The following is an 18,873-nucleotide window of genomic DNA, read 5'->3' on the forward strand; positions in this document are numbered from 1 at the left end:
CAGAATCCCGTAGGGTCAGGGGGGAGGCGAGCATGAAACTGCAGAGTGGACAGTTACCCGAGCAAATTGCTGTTGAGCGTGCTCAGACGAAGTGGATACGGTCATACGCAGCTTATGGGTATTCACTGAATTGGCCGATTCCTTCATTGGGTTTCAATGGCGAACGGCACGATGGCATCTTGCAAGCCTATGCGCTGGGCAATGGTCACCGATTCTATAGCCCCATTTTTATGCGTTTTTACAGCCCGGATGGTTTAAGCCCTTTTGGGAATGGTGGGCTGAATGCTTACTGTTATTGTGAGGGTGATCCGATAAACAGCTCTGACCCGTCAGGTCAGATGAAACGTGTGAAAACTGGGCTAACTGCTGAGTTTAAGCGCTTTGGCATACCGAAAATTTTCAAACGGGGAGTGAAGAATCATTTCGCGAACAGCTCTGAAGCTTACAGCTTGGGTATTGGTAGTGCTGGATACGAAATTTCCAGAGGTAAGGATGGTCGGTTTACGGTGGTCAAGGTTGATGGTTTGGGCGCTACTCGGAAACAGTTGGAGCGCTCTCAAGCAGACAACGTTCTCCTTCAAGAACAGAATCAAGTGCTGCAGAGCAGGCTAGATGAGCAGCTAGCGCTACGCTCTCTTCCGAAGCCTCTTCGTCCTCTACCTCCGTCTCCGCCCCCGCGCCCGCCAAAGGGTATTTCCTCGGCACCCGATCCAGCTCCCATTAGGCTGCCAGAGGCGGAGTGGATATCTGCACCCCCCCGTTAGTTCGGTAATCGATGTGAGCTGTCTTTCTGTGTCCTATGACCTAGGTGATCAGCTACATGCATCAGCCAGCAGGCGGCGACAAAGGGCGCGGTCAGGCCGGGCACAGGCATCAGCTTGAACAGCGGTTGCAGCAGCAAGGCCAAGGCAATCGCCAGCAGGGTCACCCAGGGTTTTTCACCTCGCCTGCTGAAGGCCAGTGCCGCCAGGGCTGCGTTGAAACCGTATAGCCCCAACCAGGCAGCTTGCGGTTGATCGGCGAGCAGCGCCACCCCGCCACCAATAGCCGAACCGATCACCGCCCACATCGCCGCATAGGGGTTGGCGATGAACATGCCGACGATGATCAGCAACCCGGCCAAGGGCTGGTCGAGCAGGAAGATCTGGCCTATGCCGCGGGCCAACGCATACAGCGGGTCAGCTTCGACGAAGCCGCTGGGCGAGGGGCTGGCGATTAGCAGTGTGGCCCAGCCGAGCATGACGAAGGGGGCGGTGTAGGCGACCAGCAACTTGCCGCCGCGCTTGCGCCACTGGTGGGTGATGATGCTGGACAGGCCGCCGGCGGCGATGATCAGGGGGGGCAATATGGCCGACCAGGGCAGCACGGCGCTGATCAGGATGCCGATCAGTACGCCGTTGTAGCAGTAAAGCCCGGCCTGGCGGTCGGCACGGTCATAGCCGCGTGCCTGGGCGGTGAGCAGGCCGGCCAGGGCGCCAAGCAGCGCGCCGCCGACCAGGTTGGGTGCTGTCAGCAGGATGGCCAGCAGGCAGCACAGGCCGCACAGGGGGTTGCGCAGCAGCAGCACCTGGCTGAAGCCGTTGAGTAACGCCGTGGCCCAGTCGGGGCACGGGTTGACGAAATTTTTGGTGTACATGGGGCAGTCAGTGAGGTTGATGGGGGAGCGGTGGGCCTCTTTGGGCCTCGGTTTTCCGCGGTCAGGTAGAGCGGTATTCGGGGAGGGCTTTGCCCTCCAATCGCGAAACAAGGCCGCTGCCACAGGGATCCCATTCCCTTGTGCCAGCGCGGCCCTGTGGGAGCGGCCTTGTGTCGCGAAAGGGGCGCAACGCGCCCCCGGCAATCTCAGATCAAAGTCTCGATCCGCAGTGTGTTAGTCGTACCCGGCTTGCCGAAAGGCACGCCAGCGGTGATCAGCAGCGTGTCGCCACGGCTGGCCATGCCTTGCGCCTGGGCAATCTCCAGGGCGGTGGAAACCACCTCGTCGACCTGACGCAGGCGGTCGTTGACCACTGAATGCACGCCCCAGGCCACGCTCAGGCGGCGCGCGGTGTTCAGGTTCGGCGTCAGGTTGAGGATCGGTGCCCGTGGCCGCTCGCGTGCCGCGCGCAGGGTCGAGGCACCCGACTCGCTGTAGTTGACCAGCACCGCCACCGGCAGGATGCCGCTGATGCGGCGGATGGCGCAGCTGATGGCATCCGACACGGTCGCTTCGGCCTTTGGCCGGCCGACGTCGAGCTGGGCCTGGTAGTCCGGGCCGTTCTCCACCTGGCGGATGATCTTGCTCATCATCTGCACGGCTTCCAGCGGGTAATCACCCGAGGCGGTTTCGGCCGACAGCATCACTGCATCGGCACCTTCGGCTACCGCGTTGGCCACGTCGGTGACTTCGGCACGGGTTGGCGCTGGCGAGAAACGCATCGACTCGAGCATCTGCGTGGCCACCACCACGGGTTTGCCCAGCTGGCGGCAGGTGCCGATGATGCGCTTCTGGATCTGCGGCACGCTCTCGGCCGGTACTTCCACGCCCAGGTCACCACGGGCCACCATGATCGCGTCTGCCAGCTCGGCGATGGCTTGCAGTTGCTCGACGGCCGATGGTTTCTCGATCTTGGCCATCAGGTAGGCGCGGTCACCGATCAGCTGGCGCGCTTCGACGATGTCTTCAGGGCGCTGAACGAACGACAGGGCGACCCAGTCCACACCCAGCTCCAGGCCAAAGGCCAGGTCGCGGCGGTCTTTTTCGGTGAGCGGGGAGAGGTCGAGCACCGCTTGCGGTACGTTGACGCCCTTGCGGTCGGAAAGCTCGCCACCGTTCAGCACCTCGGTGTCGATGGCGTCGCTGTGCTTGGCGGTCACGCGCAGGCGCAGTTTGCCGTCGTCCAGCAGCAGGTCCATGCCGGGCTCGAGGGCGGCGATGATTTCGGGGTGCGGCAGGTTGACCCGGCGGCTGTCGCCCGGGTTTTTGTCCAGGTCCAGGCGCAGGGCCTGCCCGCGTTGCAACTGCACTTTGCCTTCGGCGAAGCGGCCAACGCGCAGCTTCGGCCCTTGCAGGTCCATGAGGATGCCCAGCGGGTAGTTCAGCTGTTGCTCGACTTCGCGGATCCACTGGTAGCGCAGGGCGTGGTCGGCATGCTCGCCATGGCTGAAGTTGAGGCGAAAGATGTTCACCCCGGCTTCGACCAGCTGGCGGATATCGTCGATGCCGTTGATCGCAGGGCCAAGGGTGGCGAGGATCTTAACTTTTTTATCAGGCGTCATGATTGGGCAGTCTCGAGGATCAGGATGGCGCGGAAGTCGTTGACGTTGGTGCGGGTCGGTTCGGTGACGATCAGCGCATCCAGCGCGGCGAAGTAGCCGTAGCCGTTGTTGTTGTCCAGCTCGTTGCTGGCCGACAGGCCCAATGCTTCGGCGCGGTCGTAGCTGGTTGGGGTCATCAAGGCGCCGGCGTTTTCTTCCGAGCCATCAATGCCGTCGGTGTCACCGGCCAGGGCGTACACGCCCGGCAGGCCTTTGAGGCTTTCGGTGAGGCTGAGCAGGAATTCGGCGTTGCGCCCGCCGCGGCCGTTGCCGCGCACGGTCACGGTGGTTTCGCCACCCGACAGGATCACGCAGGGCGCTTTGAGCGGCTGGCCGTGCTGAACGATTTGCCGGGCGATACCGGCATGCACCTTGGCCACTTCGCGCGATTCGCCTTCCAGGTCGCCGAGGATCAGCGGGCTGAAACCGGCCTGACGGGCTTTGACCGCGGCGGCCTCCAGCGACTGCTGGGGTTTGGCGATCAACTGGAAGTGGCTGCGGGCCAGGGCCGGGTCATCAGCCTTGACGGTTTCCGAGGCCGGGTTGTTCAGCCAGTCGATGACCGCTTTGGGCGCTTCGATGTTGTAGCGTTTGAGGATGGCCAGGGCGTCGGCCGAGGTGCTCGGGTCGGCCACGGTGGGGCCGGAGGCGATTACCGTGGCGAGGTCGCCCGGTACATCGGAAATGGCATAGGTGTAGACCGTGGCCGGCCAGCAGGCCTTGGCCAGGCGCCCGCCCTTGATCGCCGAGAGGTGCTTGCGCACGCAGTTCATCTCGCCGATGGTGGCGCCGGATTTCAGCAGTGCCTTGTTGATCTGCTGCTTGTCGGCCAGGGTCAGGCCTTCGGCAGGCAGGGCCAGCAGCGCCGAGCCACCGCCAGACAGCAGGAAGATGACGCGGTCTTCTTCGTTGAGGTTGCTGACCAGTTCCAGCACGCGCTTGGCCACCGCCAGGCCGGCAGCGTCCGGGACCGGGTGGGCGGCTTCGACCACCTCGATCTTCTGGCAGTTGGCGCCGTGGCCGTAACGGGTCACGACCAGGCCGGAGACTTCGCCCTGCCAGCTTTTCTCGACCACTTCGGCCATGGCGGCTGCGGCCTTGCCGGCGCCGATGACGATAACCCGGCCGCTGCGATCGGCGGGCAGGTAGGGTTCGAGGACTTGACGGGGGTGGGCGGCGGCGATGGCTGTGTCGAACAGCTCGCGGAGAAGTTTTTGCGGATCGACCGACATGGCAGGCTCCCAATTATTGTTGTTCTGCAGAATCAAAAACGCCCCTGGAACTGCCTCCGTGCAGGCCGAACCAGGGGCGGGTGTTGCTCGGGGTCACCCCTGAGCCTGTGGTCGCAGGTTCAGCGGTGTTGGCTTCTTCGCGGGCTTGCCCGCTCCCACAGGTACTGCACAGGTTTCGAGGGTGGTGCGATCCCTGTGGGAGCGGGCGTGCCCGCGAAGAGGCCGGTAAGGTCTTACTTGTCGCCGCGGATCGAGAAGTTGGCCATGTGCTCCAGGCCTTTGATCAGCGCCGAGTGGTCCCAGTTGCCGCCGCCCAGTGCCTGGCAGGTGTTGAACACTTGCTGGGCATTGGAAGTGTTGGGCAGGTTGATGCCCAGTTCCTTGGCGCCTTGCAGGGCCAGGTTCAGGTCCTTCTGGTGCAGGTTGATGCGGAAGCCTGGGTCGAAGGTGCCCTTGATCATGCGCTCGGCGTGCACTTCGAGGATTTTCGACGAAGCAAAGCCGCCCATCAGTGCTTCGCGCACCTTGGCAGGGTCGGCGCCGTTCTTGGCGGCGAACAGCAGGGCTTCGGCCACGGCCTGGATGTTCAGGGCGACAATGATCTGGTTGGCGACCTTGGCGGTCTGGCCGTCACCGTTGCCACCGACGCGGGTGATGTTCTTGCCCATGGCTTCGAACAGCGGCAGGGTGCGCTCGAAGGCGTTCGGGCAGCCACCGACCATGATGCTCAGGGTCGCCGCCTTGGCGCCGACTTCACCACCGGACACCGGGGCGTCCAGGTAGGCGGCACCGGTAGCCTTGATCTTCTCGGCGAAGGCTTTGGTGGCGGTTGGCGAGATCGAGCTCATGTCGATCACCACCTTGTTCGGACCAACGCCTTCGGCCACGCCGTTTTCACCGAACAGGACGCTTTCGACCTGCGGGGTGTCGGGGACCATGACGATGATGAATTCGGCTTCCTGGGCAACCTCTTTCGGGTTGGCCAGGGCCACGGCACCGGCAGCGATCAGGTCGGCTGGCGCGGCGTCGTGGTGGGTGGAAATGAACAGGCTGTGACCTGCCTTTTGCAGGTTCTGAGCCATGGGCTTGCCCATGATGCCGGTGCCGATGAAACCGATTTTAGCCATGAGAAATTACCTCTTTGTAATTGTGATATCTCAAGCAAGCTTTGGCCCCCTGTGGGAGCGGGCTCGCCCGCGAAGCAGACAACTCGGTGGATGGCACCGGCTTTGCCGGTGTTCGCGGGCGAGCCCGCTCCCACAGGGTCCCGAGTTGTTCCTCAGATTGCGTTATGGGTTTTCAGCCAGCCCAGGCCCGCTTCGGTGGTGGTCAGCGGCTTGTACTCCGCGCCCACCCAGCCCTGGTAGCCGATGCGGTCCAGGTGTTCGAACAGGAAGCGGTAGTTGATCTCGCCGGTGCCTGGTTCATTGCGGCCTGGGTTGTCGGCCAGCTGGATGTGGTTGATCAGCTTCAGGTTGGCTTCCATGGTGCGAGCCAGGTCACCTTCCATGATCTGCATGTGGTAGATGTCGTACTGCAGGAACAGGTTGTCGCTGCCCACTTCGGCCTGGATTTCCAGCGCCTGCTGGGTGGTGTTCAGGTAGAAGCCGGGGATGTCGCGGGTGTTGATCATTTCCATGACCAGACGGATTCCGGCGGCTTTCAGCTTGTCAGCGGCGTAGCGCAGGTTCTCGACGAAGGTCTTGCGCACGGTGGCGCAGTCCGGGCCTTGTGGGCGGATGCCGGCCAGGGCGTTGACCTGGGTATTGCCCAGCACCTTGGCGTACTCGATGGCCTTGTCGACACCGGCACGGAACTCTTCGATGCGGTCGGGGTGGCAGGTGATACCGCGCTCACCTTTGGCCCAGTCGCCGGCCGGCAGGTTGAACAGCACCTGGGTCAGGCCGTTGGCCTCCAGCTGCTGCTTGATGTCGGCAGCGCTGAAGTCGTACGGGAACAGGTATTCGACGCCGCTGAAACCAGCATCGGCGGCAGCCTTGAAGCGGGCCAGGAAGTCCTGTTCGGTGAACAGCATGGACAGGTTGGCAGCGAAGCGAGGCATGAGTTGTCTCCTTGCGATGAAGGCCCCCAGGGCGTGCCTGGGGGCGTCAGGCGATCAGTCCAGCAGCGAGATGGCGGTTGGCGCGTCGTTGCCGACCAGAGCCAGGTCTTCGAATTCGTTGACCGCGTTGATCTCGGTGCCCATGGAAATGTTGGTCACACGCTCGAGAATCACTTCAACCACCACCGGCACGCGGAACTCTTCGGCCATCTTCTGTGCCTTGATCAGGGCAGGGGCGATTTCTGCTGGCTCGAACACACGGATGGCCTTGCAACCCAGGCCTTCGACCACGGCGACGTGGTCGACACCGTAGGTGGCAGCGTCGGTCGAGTTGATGTTCTCGAACGCCAGTTGTACACAGTAATCCATGTCGAAGCCACGCTGCGCCTGGCGGATCAGGCCCAGGTAGGCGTTGTTCACCAGCACGTGGACGTACGGCAGGTTGAACTGGGCGCCTACCGCCAGTTCTTCGATCATGAACTGGAAGTCGTAGTCACCCGACAGCGCCACAACCTTGCGCTTCGGATCGGCTTTGACCACGCCCAGCGCAGCAGGGATGGTCCAGCCCAGCGGGCCGGCCTGGCCGCAGTTGATCCAGTGGCGAGGCTTGTACACATGCAGGAACTGCGCGCCGGCAATCTGCGACAGGCCGATGGTGCTGACGTAGCAGGTGTCTTTGCCGAACACCTGGTTCATTTCTTCGTAGACGCGCTGCGGCTTGACCGGCACGTTGTCGAAGTGGGTCTTGCGCTGCAGGCTCGACTTGCGCTCCTGGCACTCTTCCAGCCAGGCCTTGCGGCACTTGAGCTTGCCGGCGGCTTTCCACTCGCGGGCCACTTCCAGGAACACGTCCAGTGCCTTGCCAGCATCGGAAACGATGCCCAGGTCCGGGGTGAACACGCGGCCGATCTGGGTCGGTTCGATGTCGACGTGCACGAACTTGCGGCCTTCGGTGTAGACATCGACGGAACCGGTGTGGCGGTTGGCCCAGCGGTTACCGATACCGAATACCAGGTCGGATTTCAGCAGGGTTGCGTTGCCATAGCGGTGCGAGGTCTGCAGGCCGACCATGCCGACCATCTGTGCGTGGTCGTCCGGGATGGTGCCCCAGCCCATCAGGGTCGGGATCACGGGTACGCCGGTCAGTTCGGCGAATTCGACCAGCTTGTCGCTGGCGTCGGCGTTGATGATGCCGCCACCGGCTACCAGCAGTGGGCGCTCGGCGTCATTGAGCAGGGCCAGGGCTTTTTCGGCCTGTACGCGTGTGGCGGACGGTTTGTGCACGGGCAGCGGTTCGTAGGCGTCGATGTCGAATTCGATTTCGGCCATCTGCACGTCGAACGGCAGGTCGATCAGCACCGGGCCTGGGCGGCCGGTACGCATTTCATAGAAGGCCTTCTGGAAGGCGTAAGGCACCTGGCCTGGCTCCAGAACGGTGGTCGCCCACTTGGTTACTGGCTTGACGATGTTAGTGATATCGACAGCCTGGAAGTCTTCCTTGTGCAGGCGGGCACGTGGCGCCTGGCCAGTGATGCACAGAATCGGGATGGAGTCGGCCGAGGCACTGTACAGGCCGGTGACCATGTCGGTGCCGGCAGGGCCGGAAGTGCCGATGCACACACCGATGTTGCCCGGGTTGGCGCGGGTGTAGCCCTCGGCCATGTGCGAGGCACCTTCGACGTGACGAGCGAGGACGTGATCGATGCCACCGACTTTCTTCAGGGCCGAATACAACGGGTTGATGGCAGCCCCCGGGATGCCGAACGCGGTATCTACACCTTCACGGCGCATGACCAGAACGGCTGCATCGATTGCTCTCATTTTGCTCATGGTTTGTGCCTCATCGATTTTGTAATTGTATACAACTTGCTTTGCGACAGAGTGTATTCACGCCTGGCGGCTTAGGTCAATGGGTTTTCATCGGCTAAGCTGGCTTTCGTCAGAGCGCCCGTGAAAACGGGGGTTTGCGCCATCGCATACGATCGTTTCAAAATATTGTATACAAAAATATCTCTCGTTGTGTTCTATTTGTTCGATCGGTTTTCAACTGCCCTTAGGGCTTCTCACAACAAGAAGAGGACCTTTCCATGAACGTTCTTAACCTGAAAGTCGCCGTCAGCCTGGTGAATGCCGCGCTGGTGGCGGGTCGCAAGATCAATGCCGCGCCGCTGACCGTGGCGGTGCTGGATGCCGGCGGGCACCTGCTGGCGCTGCAGCGCGAGGATGGCGCGAGCCTGATTCGGCCTGAAGTGGCCACTGGCAAAGCCTGGGGTGCGATTGCCCTGGGCAAGGGCTCGCGCTTGCTGGCGCTGGATGCGCAGCAGCGGCCGGCTTTTTTTGCCGCGTTGAACGGGATGGGTGAGCGGCCGGTGGTGCCGGCGCCGGGTGGGGTGCTGATTCGTGATCAGGACGGCAAGGTGCTGGGTGCCGTGGGGATCAGCGGCGATACGTCGGATATCGACGAGCAGTGTGCGATCAGTGCGATCGAGGAGGTGGGGTTGCGGGCAGATGCTGGGGTAGCGGCCTAAATCTCTATTGCCTGTTCTGGCCCATTCGCGGGCAAGCCCGCTCCTACAGGGACTCCACAACCTTCAGGCATGTGGATCCTCTGGGAGCGGGCTTGCCCGCGAATGGCCCTTCGAGATGGTTCAGGCTGCCTCAGGCTCACAACCTTTCAAGACCATACGAATGATGGTCTCGGCCGCCGCGTCATAATCACTGTCGGCCAACTTGGCCTTGCCGGTCACCGCAGAAATCTGCCAGTCGAAGTCGGCATAGGTCTGGGTCGCTGCCCAGATGCTGAACATCAGGTGATGCGCGTCCACATGGGCGATCTGCCCGCGGTCGATCCAGCGCTGGATGCACTCGATGTTGTGTCGGGCCTGTTCGTTCAACTGCTCGACCTGGTTCGGAGACAGGTGCGGCGCGCCATGCATGATCTCGCTGGCGAACACCTTGGACGCATGGGGCAGATCACGCGAAATGCGAATCTTCGAACGAATGTACGCACTCAGCACTTCCTTCGGGTCGCCGTCTGCATTGAACGGCGTGGATGCCTGCATGATCGGCGCGATGATGCTCTCCAGAACCTCGCGGTAGAGATTGTCCTTGGACTTGAAGTAGTAATACACGTTCGGCTTGGGCAGGCCGGCCTTGGCCGCGATATCGCTGGTCTTGGTGGCGGCGAAGCCCTTGTCGGCGAATTCCTCGCTGGCCGCGCGCAGGATCAATTCCTTGTTGCGCTCGCGAATGGTGCTCATGGTCAGGGATCTTCCTCGTGTCTGGCCACCTCTAAGAGGGATCGGGCATGGTAGCACCGGCCTCGACGGGCGCTCAAGGCAGCGGCTTTGGGCTAGAATCCGGCACATTGACTTATTTGGATACAAGCAAACATGGCAGGAAGCAGTCTACTGGTACTGATCGACGACATCGCCACGCTGCTGGATGACGTCTCGCTAATGACCAAAGTCGCGGCGAAAAAGACAGCGGGTGTGCTGGGTGACGACCTGGCGCTGAATGCCCAGCAGGTCACCGGCGTGCGTGCCGATCGCGAACTTCCGGTCGTCTGGGCGGTGGCCAAGGGGTCGTTCGTCAACAAGGCGATCCTGGTACCGGCCGCGTTGCTGATCAGTGCGTTCATACCGTGGGCGGTTACGCCGTTGTTGATGTTGGGTGGCGCGTTCCTGTGCTTCGAGGGTTTCGAGAAGCTGGCGCACAAGTTCTTGCACAGCAAGGAAGAGGATGAGGCACAGCACGAGGCGCGCAAGGAGGCCGTTGCCGATGCCAGTGTTGACCTGGTGGCTTTTGAAAAAGCCAAGATCAAGGGGGCGGTGCGTACCGACTTCATCCTGTCGGCGGAAATCATCGCCATTACCTTGGGTATCGTGGCTGACTCGCCGCTGACCCAGCAGATCATCGTGCTTTCCGGCATTGCGGTGGTGATGACCATTGGTGTGTACGGGTTGGTAGGCGGGATCGTCAAGCTTGACGACCTTGGGCTGTGGATGGCCCGCAAAACCTCCAGGCTGACTCAGGCAGTGGGTAACGGCATCCTGCGGGCGGCGCCGTACATGATGAAAAGCCTGTCGGTGATTGGTACTGCGGCGATGTTCCTGGTTGGCGGTGGGATCCTGGTGCATGGCATCGAGCCGCTGCATCATGCCATCGAGGCGTTCAGCGAAGGGCGTGGTGGGGCGCTTACCGGGGCGTTGCTCAACGCTGGGGTCGGGGTTGTGGCCGGTGCCATGGTGCTGGCGGTGGTCAGTGCTGCGGGGAAGTTGTGGCGGGCGCTCAGACCTGCCAATTGAGGCGCCTGGCCGGGGCTTTGCCCCGGTTCGCGCGTGAACCCGCCCCCAGGTACCGCGTTTGCCTTGAACCCGGTGCGGCCCCTGTAGGAGCGGGTTTACCCGCGAATGGGCCGCAAAGCGGCCCCGCTAACTCAGTTCAGAAGTGAACCTTGACCAAGAAGCTCATGGTGTTCTGGTCGGTAGTGAAGGCATCGCTGTCCTTGATGCCGTACTTGTTCTTCCAGTAGTCATACTCCACACCCACGTACAGCTGTTTCTCACCCAGGTGCAATGCCTTGCCCAGGTCGTACTTGATCTGCGGGTTGAAGTGCAGGTTGGCCTGGTAGGTGCCGCGGCGGTTCTCGTCGTTGTCCACCACCCAGTCCATGAAGCCGTCGATCAGCACGTCGGAATCTCCGACCGGAATGGTGTACGACCACACCGGGGTGATCTGCCACACGTTGTCGCCGGCGCGGCTGCCGTCGGTGGTGCGGTTGTAGAAGTTCAGCTGGAAGTAGTCGAAGCCCGGGATGGCCAGGTCGAAGCCCGGGCCGATCAGGTAGGACTCGGTGTCACCCTCGCCAAACTCGTAGGTCATTGCCAGCAGCACGTCCTTGACCGGGCCAAACTCGATCTTCTGGTCGAAAATCTTGCCGAACGACAGGCGTGGGCTGATCTCACCGTAGTAGGTGTTCGGGCCGTTGCCGGCGTCTTTCTGGCCCTGGTAGAAGATCTTGTCGACGAAAATGAAGTTGTCGCCGTACTTCCAGCCATCGGCGTGCTCGAAGGTGACGGTTTGCTGAATCGCCGGGTTGACCTTGAAGTTCTTGCCCCACAGGTAGGTCAGGCTGTTGTTCTGCCATTGCAGCAGGTCGCCGCCGAAAGTGGTGCCGCAGGCCAGCAGGCCGCCGGCGAGGATCAGGCTCTTGATAGTACGCATTGCGAGTGTCGCTCCCTTGATTGATCTGTTGTCAGCGCTCGGTGTCGGCGCTTTTTTTGTCTTTTGAGTCAGCTTTTTTCGATAGGCCACAGCTGTTTGGCAAGGGTTGGGCCAACTTTTCCGGGTTGGCAAAACCTTCCTGCTCGACTTCGTTCTGAACGGATGAAAAGGGTATTTCAGGCTGGCAACACGTTGGCCAACCGCCCGAATTCATTGACTGAGCGGTCAGTAAACGCAGGCAGAATCCGTTCTGCCCTGATCGAGGGGGCGCGCAGATTACTGGCTTGCGCGCCGCGCCTCAAGTGCTCCGTCCTGGAGCGGGGTGATTCAAACTTGTGCGTTTGGTCAACTTCCTAGAAGTGCACCTTGATCAGCGCACTGGCGACGCTCTGGTTGCTGTCCAGGTTGCCGCGGCTGTCAATGCCGTACTTGTCTTTCCAGTAGCTGTATTCAAAGCCGACGTAGAGCTGCTTGGCGCCCAGGTTCAGCGCCTTGCCCAGGTCGTATTTGACCTGCGGGTTGAAGTGCAGGTTGGCGTGATAGGTGCCACGGCGGGTCTGGTCATTGTCGGTAACCCAGTCCATGTAACCGTCGATCAGAATGTCTGACCGGCCTACGGGGAGGGTGTACGACCAGCCGGGGGTAATCTGCCAGACGTTGTCACCGGGGCGGCTGCCTTCGGTGTTACGCACGTAGAAATTGAGGGTGAAATAGTTGAAGCCGGGGATGTTCAAGTCGAAGCCTGGGCCGATCAGGTAGGCCTCGTTGTCGCCTTCACCGCGCTCGTAGGTCATTGCCAGCAGCACGTCCTTGATCGGACCGAAGGCAAGCTTGCGGTCGAAGATCTTGCCCAATGACAGGCGTGGGCTGAACTCGCCGTAGTAGGTGGTCACACCTTTGCCGGGGTCGGCCTTGCCGTTGTAGAAGATCTTGTCGACGAACATGAAGGTGTCGCCGTACTTCCATTTGTTGGCGTGCTCGAAGGTGATGGTCTGCTGGATATCAGGGTTGACCTTGAAGTCCTTGCCGTACAGGTAGGTCAGGCTTTCGCCGTGCCATTGCAGCCATTCGCCTGCGTGCGAGGGTAGGGTGGCCAGCAGGCTGCTGCCCAACAACAGGGACGTGGTGATGCGCTTCATGTTGTGATTCCCGGACTTATTGTTTTTGTTGGCGTTTTTTTGGCGCGCAGGCGCCCCGGGCGACCCATTCCGGCGGGTCGACGGCGTAGCGGTTACTGCAGAGGTGAACGAGGGGCGGCCATGCACCGCCCCCCTTGGCTCAATGCTGGTGACAGACGTCGTTGTGCATTGCGCGGTCGGCACCGCCAAGGATGTTGAACAATACGTTCAACACCAGGGCACAGACCGTGGCCATGGCGATACCGCTGTGGGTGATGGGTTCCATCCACTGTGGCATCTGGGCAAAGAACTCCGGACGCACCACGGGGATCAACCCGAAGCCGACGCTCACGGCAACCAACAGCTGGTTGCGGCGGTCGCCGATGTCCGCCTCCTGAAGAATCTTGATCCCGGTGGCAGTGACCATGCCGAACATGGCGATGGACGCGCCGCCCAGTACTGCGGGCGGGATCGAGGCAATCAGGAAGGCCGCCTTGGGCAGCAGGCTGAGCAGGATCAGCAGTGCACCGGCCACGATGGTGACGTAGCGGCAGCGCACCCCGGTCATTTGCACCAGGCCGATGTTCTGGGCGAACGAGGAGTGGGTGAAGGTGTTGAAGAAGCCCGCAATGAACGACGCACCGGCATCGCACAGCAGGCCGCGACGCAGCATGCCAGGGGTTACTTCACGATCAGTCACCTTGCCCAAGGCCAGGAACATGCCGGTGGACTCGACGAAGATGATCACCACTACCAGGCACATGGACAGGATCGGCGCCAGGCTGAAGGTCGGCATGCCGAAGTGCAGTGGGGTGACCACCTGCAACCACGGTGCTTCATTCAGGCCCGACAGGTCGACCATGCCGATGGAGCCGGCCAGGATGTAGCCAAGGCCCATGCCCACCAGTACCGACACGTTTACCCAGAAACCGCGCATGAAGCGGTTGATCAGCAGGATCACGGCCAGTACCAGGCCGGCCACCAGCAGGTAGATCGGCGAGCCGAACGTTTCTGCTTCATGGCCGCCACCGGCCCAGTTGACAGCCACCGGGAACAGCGACAGGCCAATCGAGGTGATCACCGTACCGGTGACCAGCGGTGGGAAGAAGCGGACAACCTTGGACATGAACGGCGCGATCAGCATGCCGAAGAACCCGGCAGCGATGGTCGCGCCGAAGATCCCCTGCAGGCCCACGCCGGGCATGCCGGCCATGGCCACCATGCTGCCGACGGCAGCGAAACTGGCACCCATCATCACCGGCATGCGGATGCCCACCGGGCCGATACCGAACGACTGGATGATGGTAGCGACGCCAGCGACAAGCAGGTCGGCGTTGATCAGGAAAGCGACTTCTTCACGGGACAACCCGGCGGCCTGGCCGATGATCAACGGCACGGCGATCGCGCCACCGTACATCAGCAGAACGTGTTGCAGGCCAACCAGGATCAGTTGGAACAGGGGCAAGGGTTCGCGCGGCGGCGCAATGGGGATATACGCCTTGCGTGACTCGGACATGCAGCACCTCGAGTTTTGTTTTTATTCTCGGATCCAAGCGGCAGGCTTCATGCCTGCGCGCTCGATGCTTGCTTGTTGCGTAACACATGGAGCTTGAGGCTGGGGCTATCGGCCTCTTCGCGGGCAAGCCCGCTCCTACAGGGAAAGGTGATTCCCCTGGGGGCGGGTTGCCTGGCGAGGTGCTGTCAGTTGACCTGGGCGCCTTTGGCGATCCATTCGCCGACGAGCTTGCGCTCTTCGGTGGTCATCTGGGTGATGTTGCCCAGCGGCATGATCTGGCTGGCAACCGCTTGCGCCTGAATGCGCGCGGCCTGGGCCTGGATCTGCTGCGGAGTGTCGAACATCACGCCGGCAGGGGCGGTGCTGAACAGTGGGCTGGTCGGCTTGGACGAGTGGCACACAGTGCAGCGTTCCTGGATGACATTGTGGATCTTGTCGAATTCGCCACCTCCGGCCTGGGCAGCGGCCTGGGCCGGTGCTTGCGCAGGTGCGGCGGGTGCTTCGGCAGCCTTGGCGGCGTCCTCGGCACGCTGCTCGGCAGCCGTCTTGCCGCCTACCGCAGTTGCCGGCAGCGGTTGGTACTCGATCTTCGCTGCGGCTTGCTCAGGGCTTACGGCAATCGGTTTCGGGCCGGTAACGTAAGCCAGGCAGATCATCGCCAGAGCGCCGACGGGCAGGGTCCAGGCGTACTTGTTGCTGTCGTGGCGGGTGTTGAAGTAGTGGCGGATCAGAACCGCGGCTACTGCGATACCGGCCAGGATCAGCCAGTTGTACTGGCTACCGTAGGTGCTCGGGAAATGGTTGCTGATCATGATGAACAGCACCGGCAGGGTGAAGTAGTTGTTGTGACGCGAGCGCAGCAGGCCCTTGGCCGGCAGTACCGGGTCGGGCGTCTGGTTGTTCTCGATCGCCGCCACCAGCTGGCGTTGGGCCGGCATGATGATGCGGAACACGTTACCGACCATGATGGTGCCGATGATCGCGCCGGTGTGCAGGTAGGCGCCACGGCCGCTGAACACCAGGCTGAAGCCCCAGCAGGCAGCGATGATCAGCACGAACAGCACAGCACCGAGCAGCGCTGGCTTCTTGCCCAGGGGCGAGTCGCACAGGAAGTCGTAGATGAACCATCCCGCGATCAGCGAACCGATACCGATGGCCACGCCTTCGGCACCGCTCAGGGTGCTGCCAGGTGCCAGCAGGTACAGGGTCGGGTTCCAGTAGAACACCACGCACAGCAGGGCGATACCGGACATCCAGGTGAAGTAGGCTTCCCATTTGAACCAGTGCAGGTTCTCGGGCATTTTCGGGGGGGCGAGCTTGTATTTCTCCAGGTGGTAGATACCACCGCCGTGAATCGCCCAGAGATCACCCGACAACCCATCGCGCGGGTTGCTTCGGTTCAGGTGGTTCTCCAGCCAGACGAAGTAGAACGATGCACCGATCCAGGCGACGCCGGTGATCATGTGAACCCAGCGAATGCTCAGGTTCAGCCATTCGTGAAGGTGTGCTTCCACAGTATGTACCTCTGCCAGTCACCGAGAAGATGACTGACCTTTTCTTATTGGTGGGGATTGAGGATCAGCATCTGTTCCTCGGTGAAGTAATGCTCATCGCAGTTGTTGCCAGAACCACTGCGATCAACCACCAGGAAATCATCCCGCTTTTCGATCGTCAGCACCGGGTGGTGCCAGACGCCGCGATGGTAATTAACGCCCTGCCTGCCATTACTGCGGAAGGCTCGGACCAAGCCTGATACAGGTGCATCGCCAACGGGCGCGACCACGATCAGAAAGGGGTTGCCGAGCAGCGGGATGAAAGCCTGGCTGCCCAGCGGATGGCGTTCCAGCATGCGCACGGTCAGCGGCATGTCCTGCGCGTCGGCGCGGAAGATGCTGATGATCGCCTTGTCTTCAGGCTCGGCGGTTTCGACCGTGGCGAGCTTGTGAAAGCGCATGGTCGAGCCGTTGTTGATCATGAAGTGGTCGCTGCCGTCGGTTTCGATCACGTCTCCGAACTGGGCGAAGGCTTCTTTGGTCAAGGGCTCGATCATCAGGGTGCGCATGCGTTTATCTCTTCTATTGTTCGTTTTCTGAATAAGGTTCGGCTGTTGCTTACAGCTGCAGCAGGCGGAACAGGGCGATCAGGTTGATCTGCGCCAGGGCTTCCTTGAATTCGGCATCGGCATCGTTGTGGATGCGCTTTTCAAAGGCGGCGAGAATCTGGTGCCGGTTGCTGCCCTTCACCGCCATGATGAACGGGAACTGAAACTTGGCTTTATAGGCATCGTTCAGCTCGGTGAAACGGGCGAACTCCTCGGCGGTGCACTGGTGAATGCCGGCGCCGGCCTGTTCGTTGGTGCTCGATTCGGTCAGTTCGCCCTGGATGGCGGCCTTGCCTGCCAGGTCCGGGTGAGCATTGATCAGCGCGAGCTGGTCAGCGTGGTTGGCGCTGAGCAGGATGTCGCTCATGCGCTGGTGCAGCGCCTCGATCTCGTCCAGCTCGCCCAGTTGGCCCAGGTCGTAGGCTTTTTCGGCAACCCACGGCGAGTGCTCGTAGATGTCGGCGAAGGCCTTGACGAAGGCGTCACGGTCCAGGGTGGATGGTTTGAGGGTATTGAAGGCGGTCATCAGGCGTTCTCATTCTTGTACGGGTGGGTGGCGTGCCAGTGGCGGGCGATATCCACGCGACGGGCGAACCAGACCTGGTCATGACTTTTTGCGTAATCGACGAAGCGCTTCAGTGCAGCCAGGCGTGCCGGGCGGCCGACCAGGCGGCAGTGCAGGCCGATGGAAAGCATTTTCGGTGCGTCGGCGCCTTCGGCGTACAGCACATCAAAGGCGTCTTTCAGGTACTGGAAGAACTGCTCGCCGCAGTTGAAGCCCTGTACCTGGGTGAAGCGCATGTCGTTGGTGTCCAGGGTGTAGGGGATCACCAGGTGCGGTTTGCCGGTGGGGTTGTTCGGCTCCCAGTAGGGCAGGTCGTCGTCGTAGGTGTCGCTGTCATAGAGGAAACCACCTTCCTCCATCACCAGGCGGCGGGTGTTCGGGCCGGTACGGCCGGTGTACCAGCCCAGCGGACGCTCGCCGGTGAGTTCGGTGAGGATACGGATGGCTTCGAGCATGTGCTCGCGCTCCTGGGCCTCGTCCATGTTCTGGTAGTCGATCCAGCGATAGCCATGGCTGCAGATCTCGTGGCCGGCTTCGACCATGGCGCGGATCACATCGGGGTGGCGCTGGGCGGCCATGGCCACGGCGAAGATGGTGAGTGGCACGCCGCTGTCCTTGAACAGCTTCAGCAGGCGCCATACACCGGCACGGCTGCCGTATTCATACAGCGACTCCATGCTCATGTTGCGCTGGCCCTGCAGGGGTTGGGCAGCGACCATCTCGGACAGGAAGGCTTCGGATTCCTTGTCACCGTGCAGGATGTTGCGTTCGCCACCTTCCTCGTAATTGAGGACGAAAGACAGCGCGATGCGGGCGTTGCCCGGCCATTGCGGGTGAGGAGGGTTGTTGCCGTAACCGATCAGGTCGCGAGGGTAATCAGCGCTCACTGCAGTCTTCCTTCTTGTGCGTTAGTGCGGGGGGTGGGCGGGCCGCGTCGGTATGTCGCACCACCGGATGGGCTGATTGTATACAACTTCTGAAATCTTTTGTAAGCCTGTTTTTCCGCATTTCTTCCCTTTTGTCGCCTCGCAGCAACCTGGAAATACAGTGCAAGAAACCTGCCTGTTTGGTCAGCTAATGAGGTTGGCATCGTTATGGTGCGTGTATTTGCGACCGATGGGTCGTTTATGGGCAGCAAATGGAGGGTGTGACAGAGGGGATCAAAAAATTGTGTACAATCCTTGGATGGAATGTCTTAATAACGTCATTCCCGCCTGCCGCAGGCGCTAAGCTGGTGCGATGGCTGAGTATTTTTTGCCCACAGATTGAACAAGAGGCGACACGCAATGGGACGTTTGACCACACACGTACTGGATGCCGCGCATGGCTGCCCGGGTAGCTCGATCAAGGTCGAGCTGTACCGCGTCGAAGGCCAGCAGCTGGAACTGGTGAACACCGCCCTGACCAACAGCGATGGCCGCGTCGACGCGCCGCTGCTGCAGGGGGACGATTACCGCACTGGCGTTTACCAGTTGCAGTTCAGCGCTGGGGATTACTACCGCGCCCGTGGCGTGCAATTGCCGGCCCAGGCGTTTCTGGATGTTGTCGTGCTGCGCTTTGGCATCGACGAGTCGCAGGAGCACTACCATGTGCCGCTGCTGATTTCGCCGTACAGCTATTCGACCTATCGTGGAAGCTAGTTGGTCGCTAGAAGAATCTTCGTAGGTCCTTTGGCCCGCTCTCACACTGGCGGGCTTTTTTTCGTCTGCTGTTTTTTGCGTTGCCTGTGCCGGCCTCTTCGCGGGTGAACCCGCTC

Annotated in this window: 18 protein-coding genes; 4 read left to right on the plus strand and 14 right to left on the minus strand. The window is 61.4% G+C overall.

Annotated features, from left to right (window positions below; genetic code table 11):
* The first annotated feature begins 32 nt into the window (after nt 1-32).
* Complete coding sequence (locus V7787_RS53185; protein WP_081273299.1) at nt 33-764, plus strand: RHS repeat-associated core domain-containing protein; 732 nt, start codon at nt 33-35, stop codon at nt 762-764.
* Here the strand turns inward: V7787_RS53185 and V7787_RS29175 are convergent.
* From V7787_RS29175 to gcl, 6 genes are all read right to left on the minus strand, one after another.
* Nucleotides 761-1,636 carry an urea transporter gene (locus V7787_RS29175; RefSeq protein WP_064493254.1) on the minus strand — a complete coding sequence of 292 codons (876 nt, stop codon included), beginning with the start codon at nt 1,634-1,636 and terminating at the stop codon, nt 761-763. The genes V7787_RS53185 and V7787_RS29175 overlap by 4 nt on opposite strands.
* 206 nt (nt 1,637-1,842) lie before the next feature.
* Nucleotides 1,843-3,258 (minus strand): pyruvate kinase, encoded by a 1,416-nt coding sequence (gene pyk / locus V7787_RS29180; protein ID WP_064493253.1) that lies wholly within the window; start codon nt 3,256-3,258, stop codon nt 1,843-1,845.
* The gene (locus tag V7787_RS29185; protein ID WP_064493252.1) at nt 3,255-4,529 is read right to left on the minus strand and encodes a glycerate kinase type-2 family protein; all 1,275 of its coding nucleotides are present in this window, start codon (nt 4,527-4,529) and stop codon (nt 3,255-3,257) included. Before V7787_RS29185 ends, pyk begins: the two co-directional genes overlap by 4 nt.
* Before the next feature lie 233 nt (nt 4,530-4,762).
* Nucleotides 4,763-5,656, minus strand: a complete 894-nt coding sequence (locus V7787_RS29190; RefSeq protein ID WP_064493251.1) for a 2-hydroxy-3-oxopropionate reductase — start codon at nt 5,654-5,656, stop codon at nt 4,763-4,765.
* Between the two features lie 152 nt (nt 5,657-5,808).
* Entirely contained in the window at nt 5,809-6,591 is a 783-nt protein-coding gene (gene hyi / locus V7787_RS29195; protein ID WP_064493250.1) for a hydroxypyruvate isomerase, read from the minus strand.
* Nucleotides 6,592-6,645: 54 nt separating this feature from the next.
* Nucleotides 6,646-8,421 (minus strand): glyoxylate carboligase, encoded by a 1,776-nt coding sequence (gcl, locus tag V7787_RS29200; RefSeq protein WP_010955038.1) that lies wholly within the window; start codon nt 8,419-8,421, stop codon nt 6,646-6,648.
* Between the two features lie 257 nt (nt 8,422-8,678).
* Between gcl and V7787_RS29205 the strand changes: the two genes are divergently transcribed.
* Nucleotides 8,679-9,119 carry a GlcG/HbpS family heme-binding protein gene (locus V7787_RS29205; RefSeq protein ID WP_010955037.1) on the plus strand — a complete coding sequence of 147 codons (441 nt, stop codon included), beginning with the start codon at nt 8,679-8,681 and terminating at the stop codon, nt 9,117-9,119.
* A gap of 120 nt (nt 9,120-9,239) precedes the next feature.
* On the opposite strand, the gene V7787_RS29210 is transcribed toward V7787_RS29205, so the two are convergent.
* Complete coding sequence (locus V7787_RS29210; RefSeq protein WP_010955036.1) at nt 9,240-9,851, minus strand: TetR/AcrR family transcriptional regulator; 612 nt, start codon at nt 9,849-9,851, stop codon at nt 9,240-9,242.
* A gap of 132 nt (nt 9,852-9,983) precedes the next feature.
* Here V7787_RS29210 and V7787_RS29215 point away from each other — a divergent pair, with 132 nt between their 5' ends.
* Entirely contained in the window at nt 9,984-10,898 is a 915-nt protein-coding gene (locus V7787_RS29215; RefSeq protein ID WP_020192148.1) for a DUF808 domain-containing protein, read from the plus strand.
* Nucleotides 10,899-11,034: 136 nt separating this feature from the next.
* Here the strand turns inward: V7787_RS29215 and V7787_RS29220 are convergent, their stop codons facing one another.
* The 7 genes from V7787_RS29220 to puuE all read right to left on the minus strand — a co-directional run bounded on the left by V7787_RS29220 (nt 11,035) and on the right by puuE (nt 18,004).
* On the minus strand, nt 11,035-11,817 hold the full coding sequence (locus V7787_RS29220) for an outer membrane protein OmpK (protein WP_003254339.1): 783 nt from the start codon (nt 11,815-11,817) through the stop codon (nt 11,035-11,037).
* A 353-nt stretch (nt 11,818-12,170) separates the two neighbouring features.
* Entirely contained in the window at nt 12,171-12,956 is a 786-nt protein-coding gene (locus tag V7787_RS29225) for an outer membrane protein OmpK (protein ID WP_003254337.1), read from the minus strand.
* Nucleotides 12,957-13,095: 139 nt separating this feature from the next.
* Nucleotides 13,096-14,451, minus strand: coding sequence for a nucleobase:cation symporter-2 family protein (locus V7787_RS29230; protein ID WP_010955033.1), 1,356 nt, complete (start codon nt 14,449-14,451; stop codon nt 13,096-13,098).
* Nucleotides 14,452-14,636: 185 nt separating this feature from the next.
* A complete protein-coding gene (locus V7787_RS29235) occupies nt 14,637-15,965 on the minus strand; it encodes a urate hydroxylase PuuD (protein WP_064493249.1) in 1,329 nt (442 codons plus the stop codon).
* A gap of 44 nt (nt 15,966-16,009) precedes the next feature.
* Nucleotides 16,010-16,513 carry an ureidoglycolate lyase gene (locus V7787_RS29240; RefSeq protein WP_003254333.1) on the minus strand — a complete coding sequence of 168 codons (504 nt, stop codon included), beginning with the start codon at nt 16,511-16,513 and terminating at the stop codon, nt 16,010-16,012.
* 49 nt (nt 16,514-16,562) lie between these two features.
* Complete coding sequence (uraD, locus tag V7787_RS29245; RefSeq protein ID WP_010955031.1) at nt 16,563-17,078, minus strand: 2-oxo-4-hydroxy-4-carboxy-5-ureidoimidazoline decarboxylase; 516 nt, start codon at nt 17,076-17,078, stop codon at nt 16,563-16,565.
* Nucleotides 17,078-18,004, minus strand: coding sequence for an allantoinase PuuE (gene puuE, locus V7787_RS29250; RefSeq protein ID WP_010955030.1), 927 nt, complete (start codon nt 18,002-18,004; stop codon nt 17,078-17,080). Before puuE ends, uraD begins: the two co-directional genes overlap by 1 nt.
* A gap of 399 nt (nt 18,005-18,403) precedes the next feature.
* Between puuE and uraH the strand changes: the two genes are divergently transcribed.
* Nucleotides 18,404-18,757: a hydroxyisourate hydrolase gene (gene uraH / locus V7787_RS29255; RefSeq protein ID WP_003254328.1), complete on the plus strand. Its 354-nt coding sequence runs from the start codon at nt 18,404-18,406 to the stop codon at nt 18,755-18,757.
* Nucleotides 18,758-18,873 lie beyond the last annotated feature (116 nt).

The sequence above is a fragment of the Pseudomonas sp. CGJS7 genome, assembly GCF_036961695.1.

Bases quoted from the DNA above. Each gene is read 5' to 3' on its own strand.
- V7787_RS53185 (WP_081273299.1), top strand. From the start codon at position 33: ATGAAACTGCAGAGTGGACAGTTACCCGAGCAAATTGCTGTTGAGCGT.
- V7787_RS29175 (WP_064493254.1), bottom strand. From the start codon at position 1,636: ATGTACACCAAAAATTTCGTCAACCCGTGCCCCGACTGGGCCACGGCG.
- pyk (WP_064493253.1), bottom strand. From the start codon at position 3,258: ATGACGCCTGATAAAAAAGTTAAGATCCTCGCCACCCTTGGCCCTGCG.
- V7787_RS29185 (WP_064493252.1), bottom strand. From the start codon at position 4,529: ATGTCGGTCGATCCGCAAAAACTTCTCCGCGAGCTGTTCGACACAGCC.
- V7787_RS29190 (WP_064493251.1), bottom strand. From the start codon at position 5,656: ATGGCTAAAATCGGTTTCATCGGCACCGGCATCATGGGCAAGCCCATG.
- hyi (WP_064493250.1), bottom strand. From the start codon at position 6,591: ATGCCTCGCTTCGCTGCCAACCTGTCCATGCTGTTCACCGAACAGGAC.
- gcl (WP_010955038.1), bottom strand. From the start codon at position 8,421: ATGAGCAAAATGAGAGCAATCGATGCAGCCGTTCTGGTCATGCGCCGT.
- V7787_RS29205 (WP_010955037.1), top strand. From the start codon at position 8,679: ATGAACGTTCTTAACCTGAAAGTCGCCGTCAGCCTGGTGAATGCCGCG.
- V7787_RS29210 (WP_010955036.1), bottom strand. From the start codon at position 9,851: ATGAGCACCATTCGCGAGCGCAACAAGGAATTGATCCTGCGCGCGGCC.
- V7787_RS29215 (WP_020192148.1), top strand. From the start codon at position 9,984: ATGGCAGGAAGCAGTCTACTGGTACTGATCGACGACATCGCCACGCTG.
- V7787_RS29220 (WP_003254339.1), bottom strand. From the start codon at position 11,817: ATGCGTACTATCAAGAGCCTGATCCTCGCCGGCGGCCTGCTGGCCTGC.
- V7787_RS29225 (WP_003254337.1), bottom strand. From the start codon at position 12,956: ATGAAGCGCATCACCACGTCCCTGTTGTTGGGCAGCAGCCTGCTGGCC.
- V7787_RS29230 (WP_010955033.1), bottom strand. From the start codon at position 14,451: ATGTCCGAGTCACGCAAGGCGTATATCCCCATTGCGCCGCCGCGCGAA.
- V7787_RS29240 (WP_003254333.1), bottom strand. From the start codon at position 16,513: ATGCGCACCCTGATGATCGAGCCCTTGACCAAAGAAGCCTTCGCCCAG.
- uraD (WP_010955031.1), bottom strand. From the start codon at position 17,078: ATGACCGCCTTCAATACCCTCAAACCATCCACCCTGGACCGTGACGCC.
- uraH (WP_003254328.1), top strand. From the start codon at position 18,404: ATGGGACGTTTGACCACACACGTACTGGATGCCGCGCATGGCTGCCCG.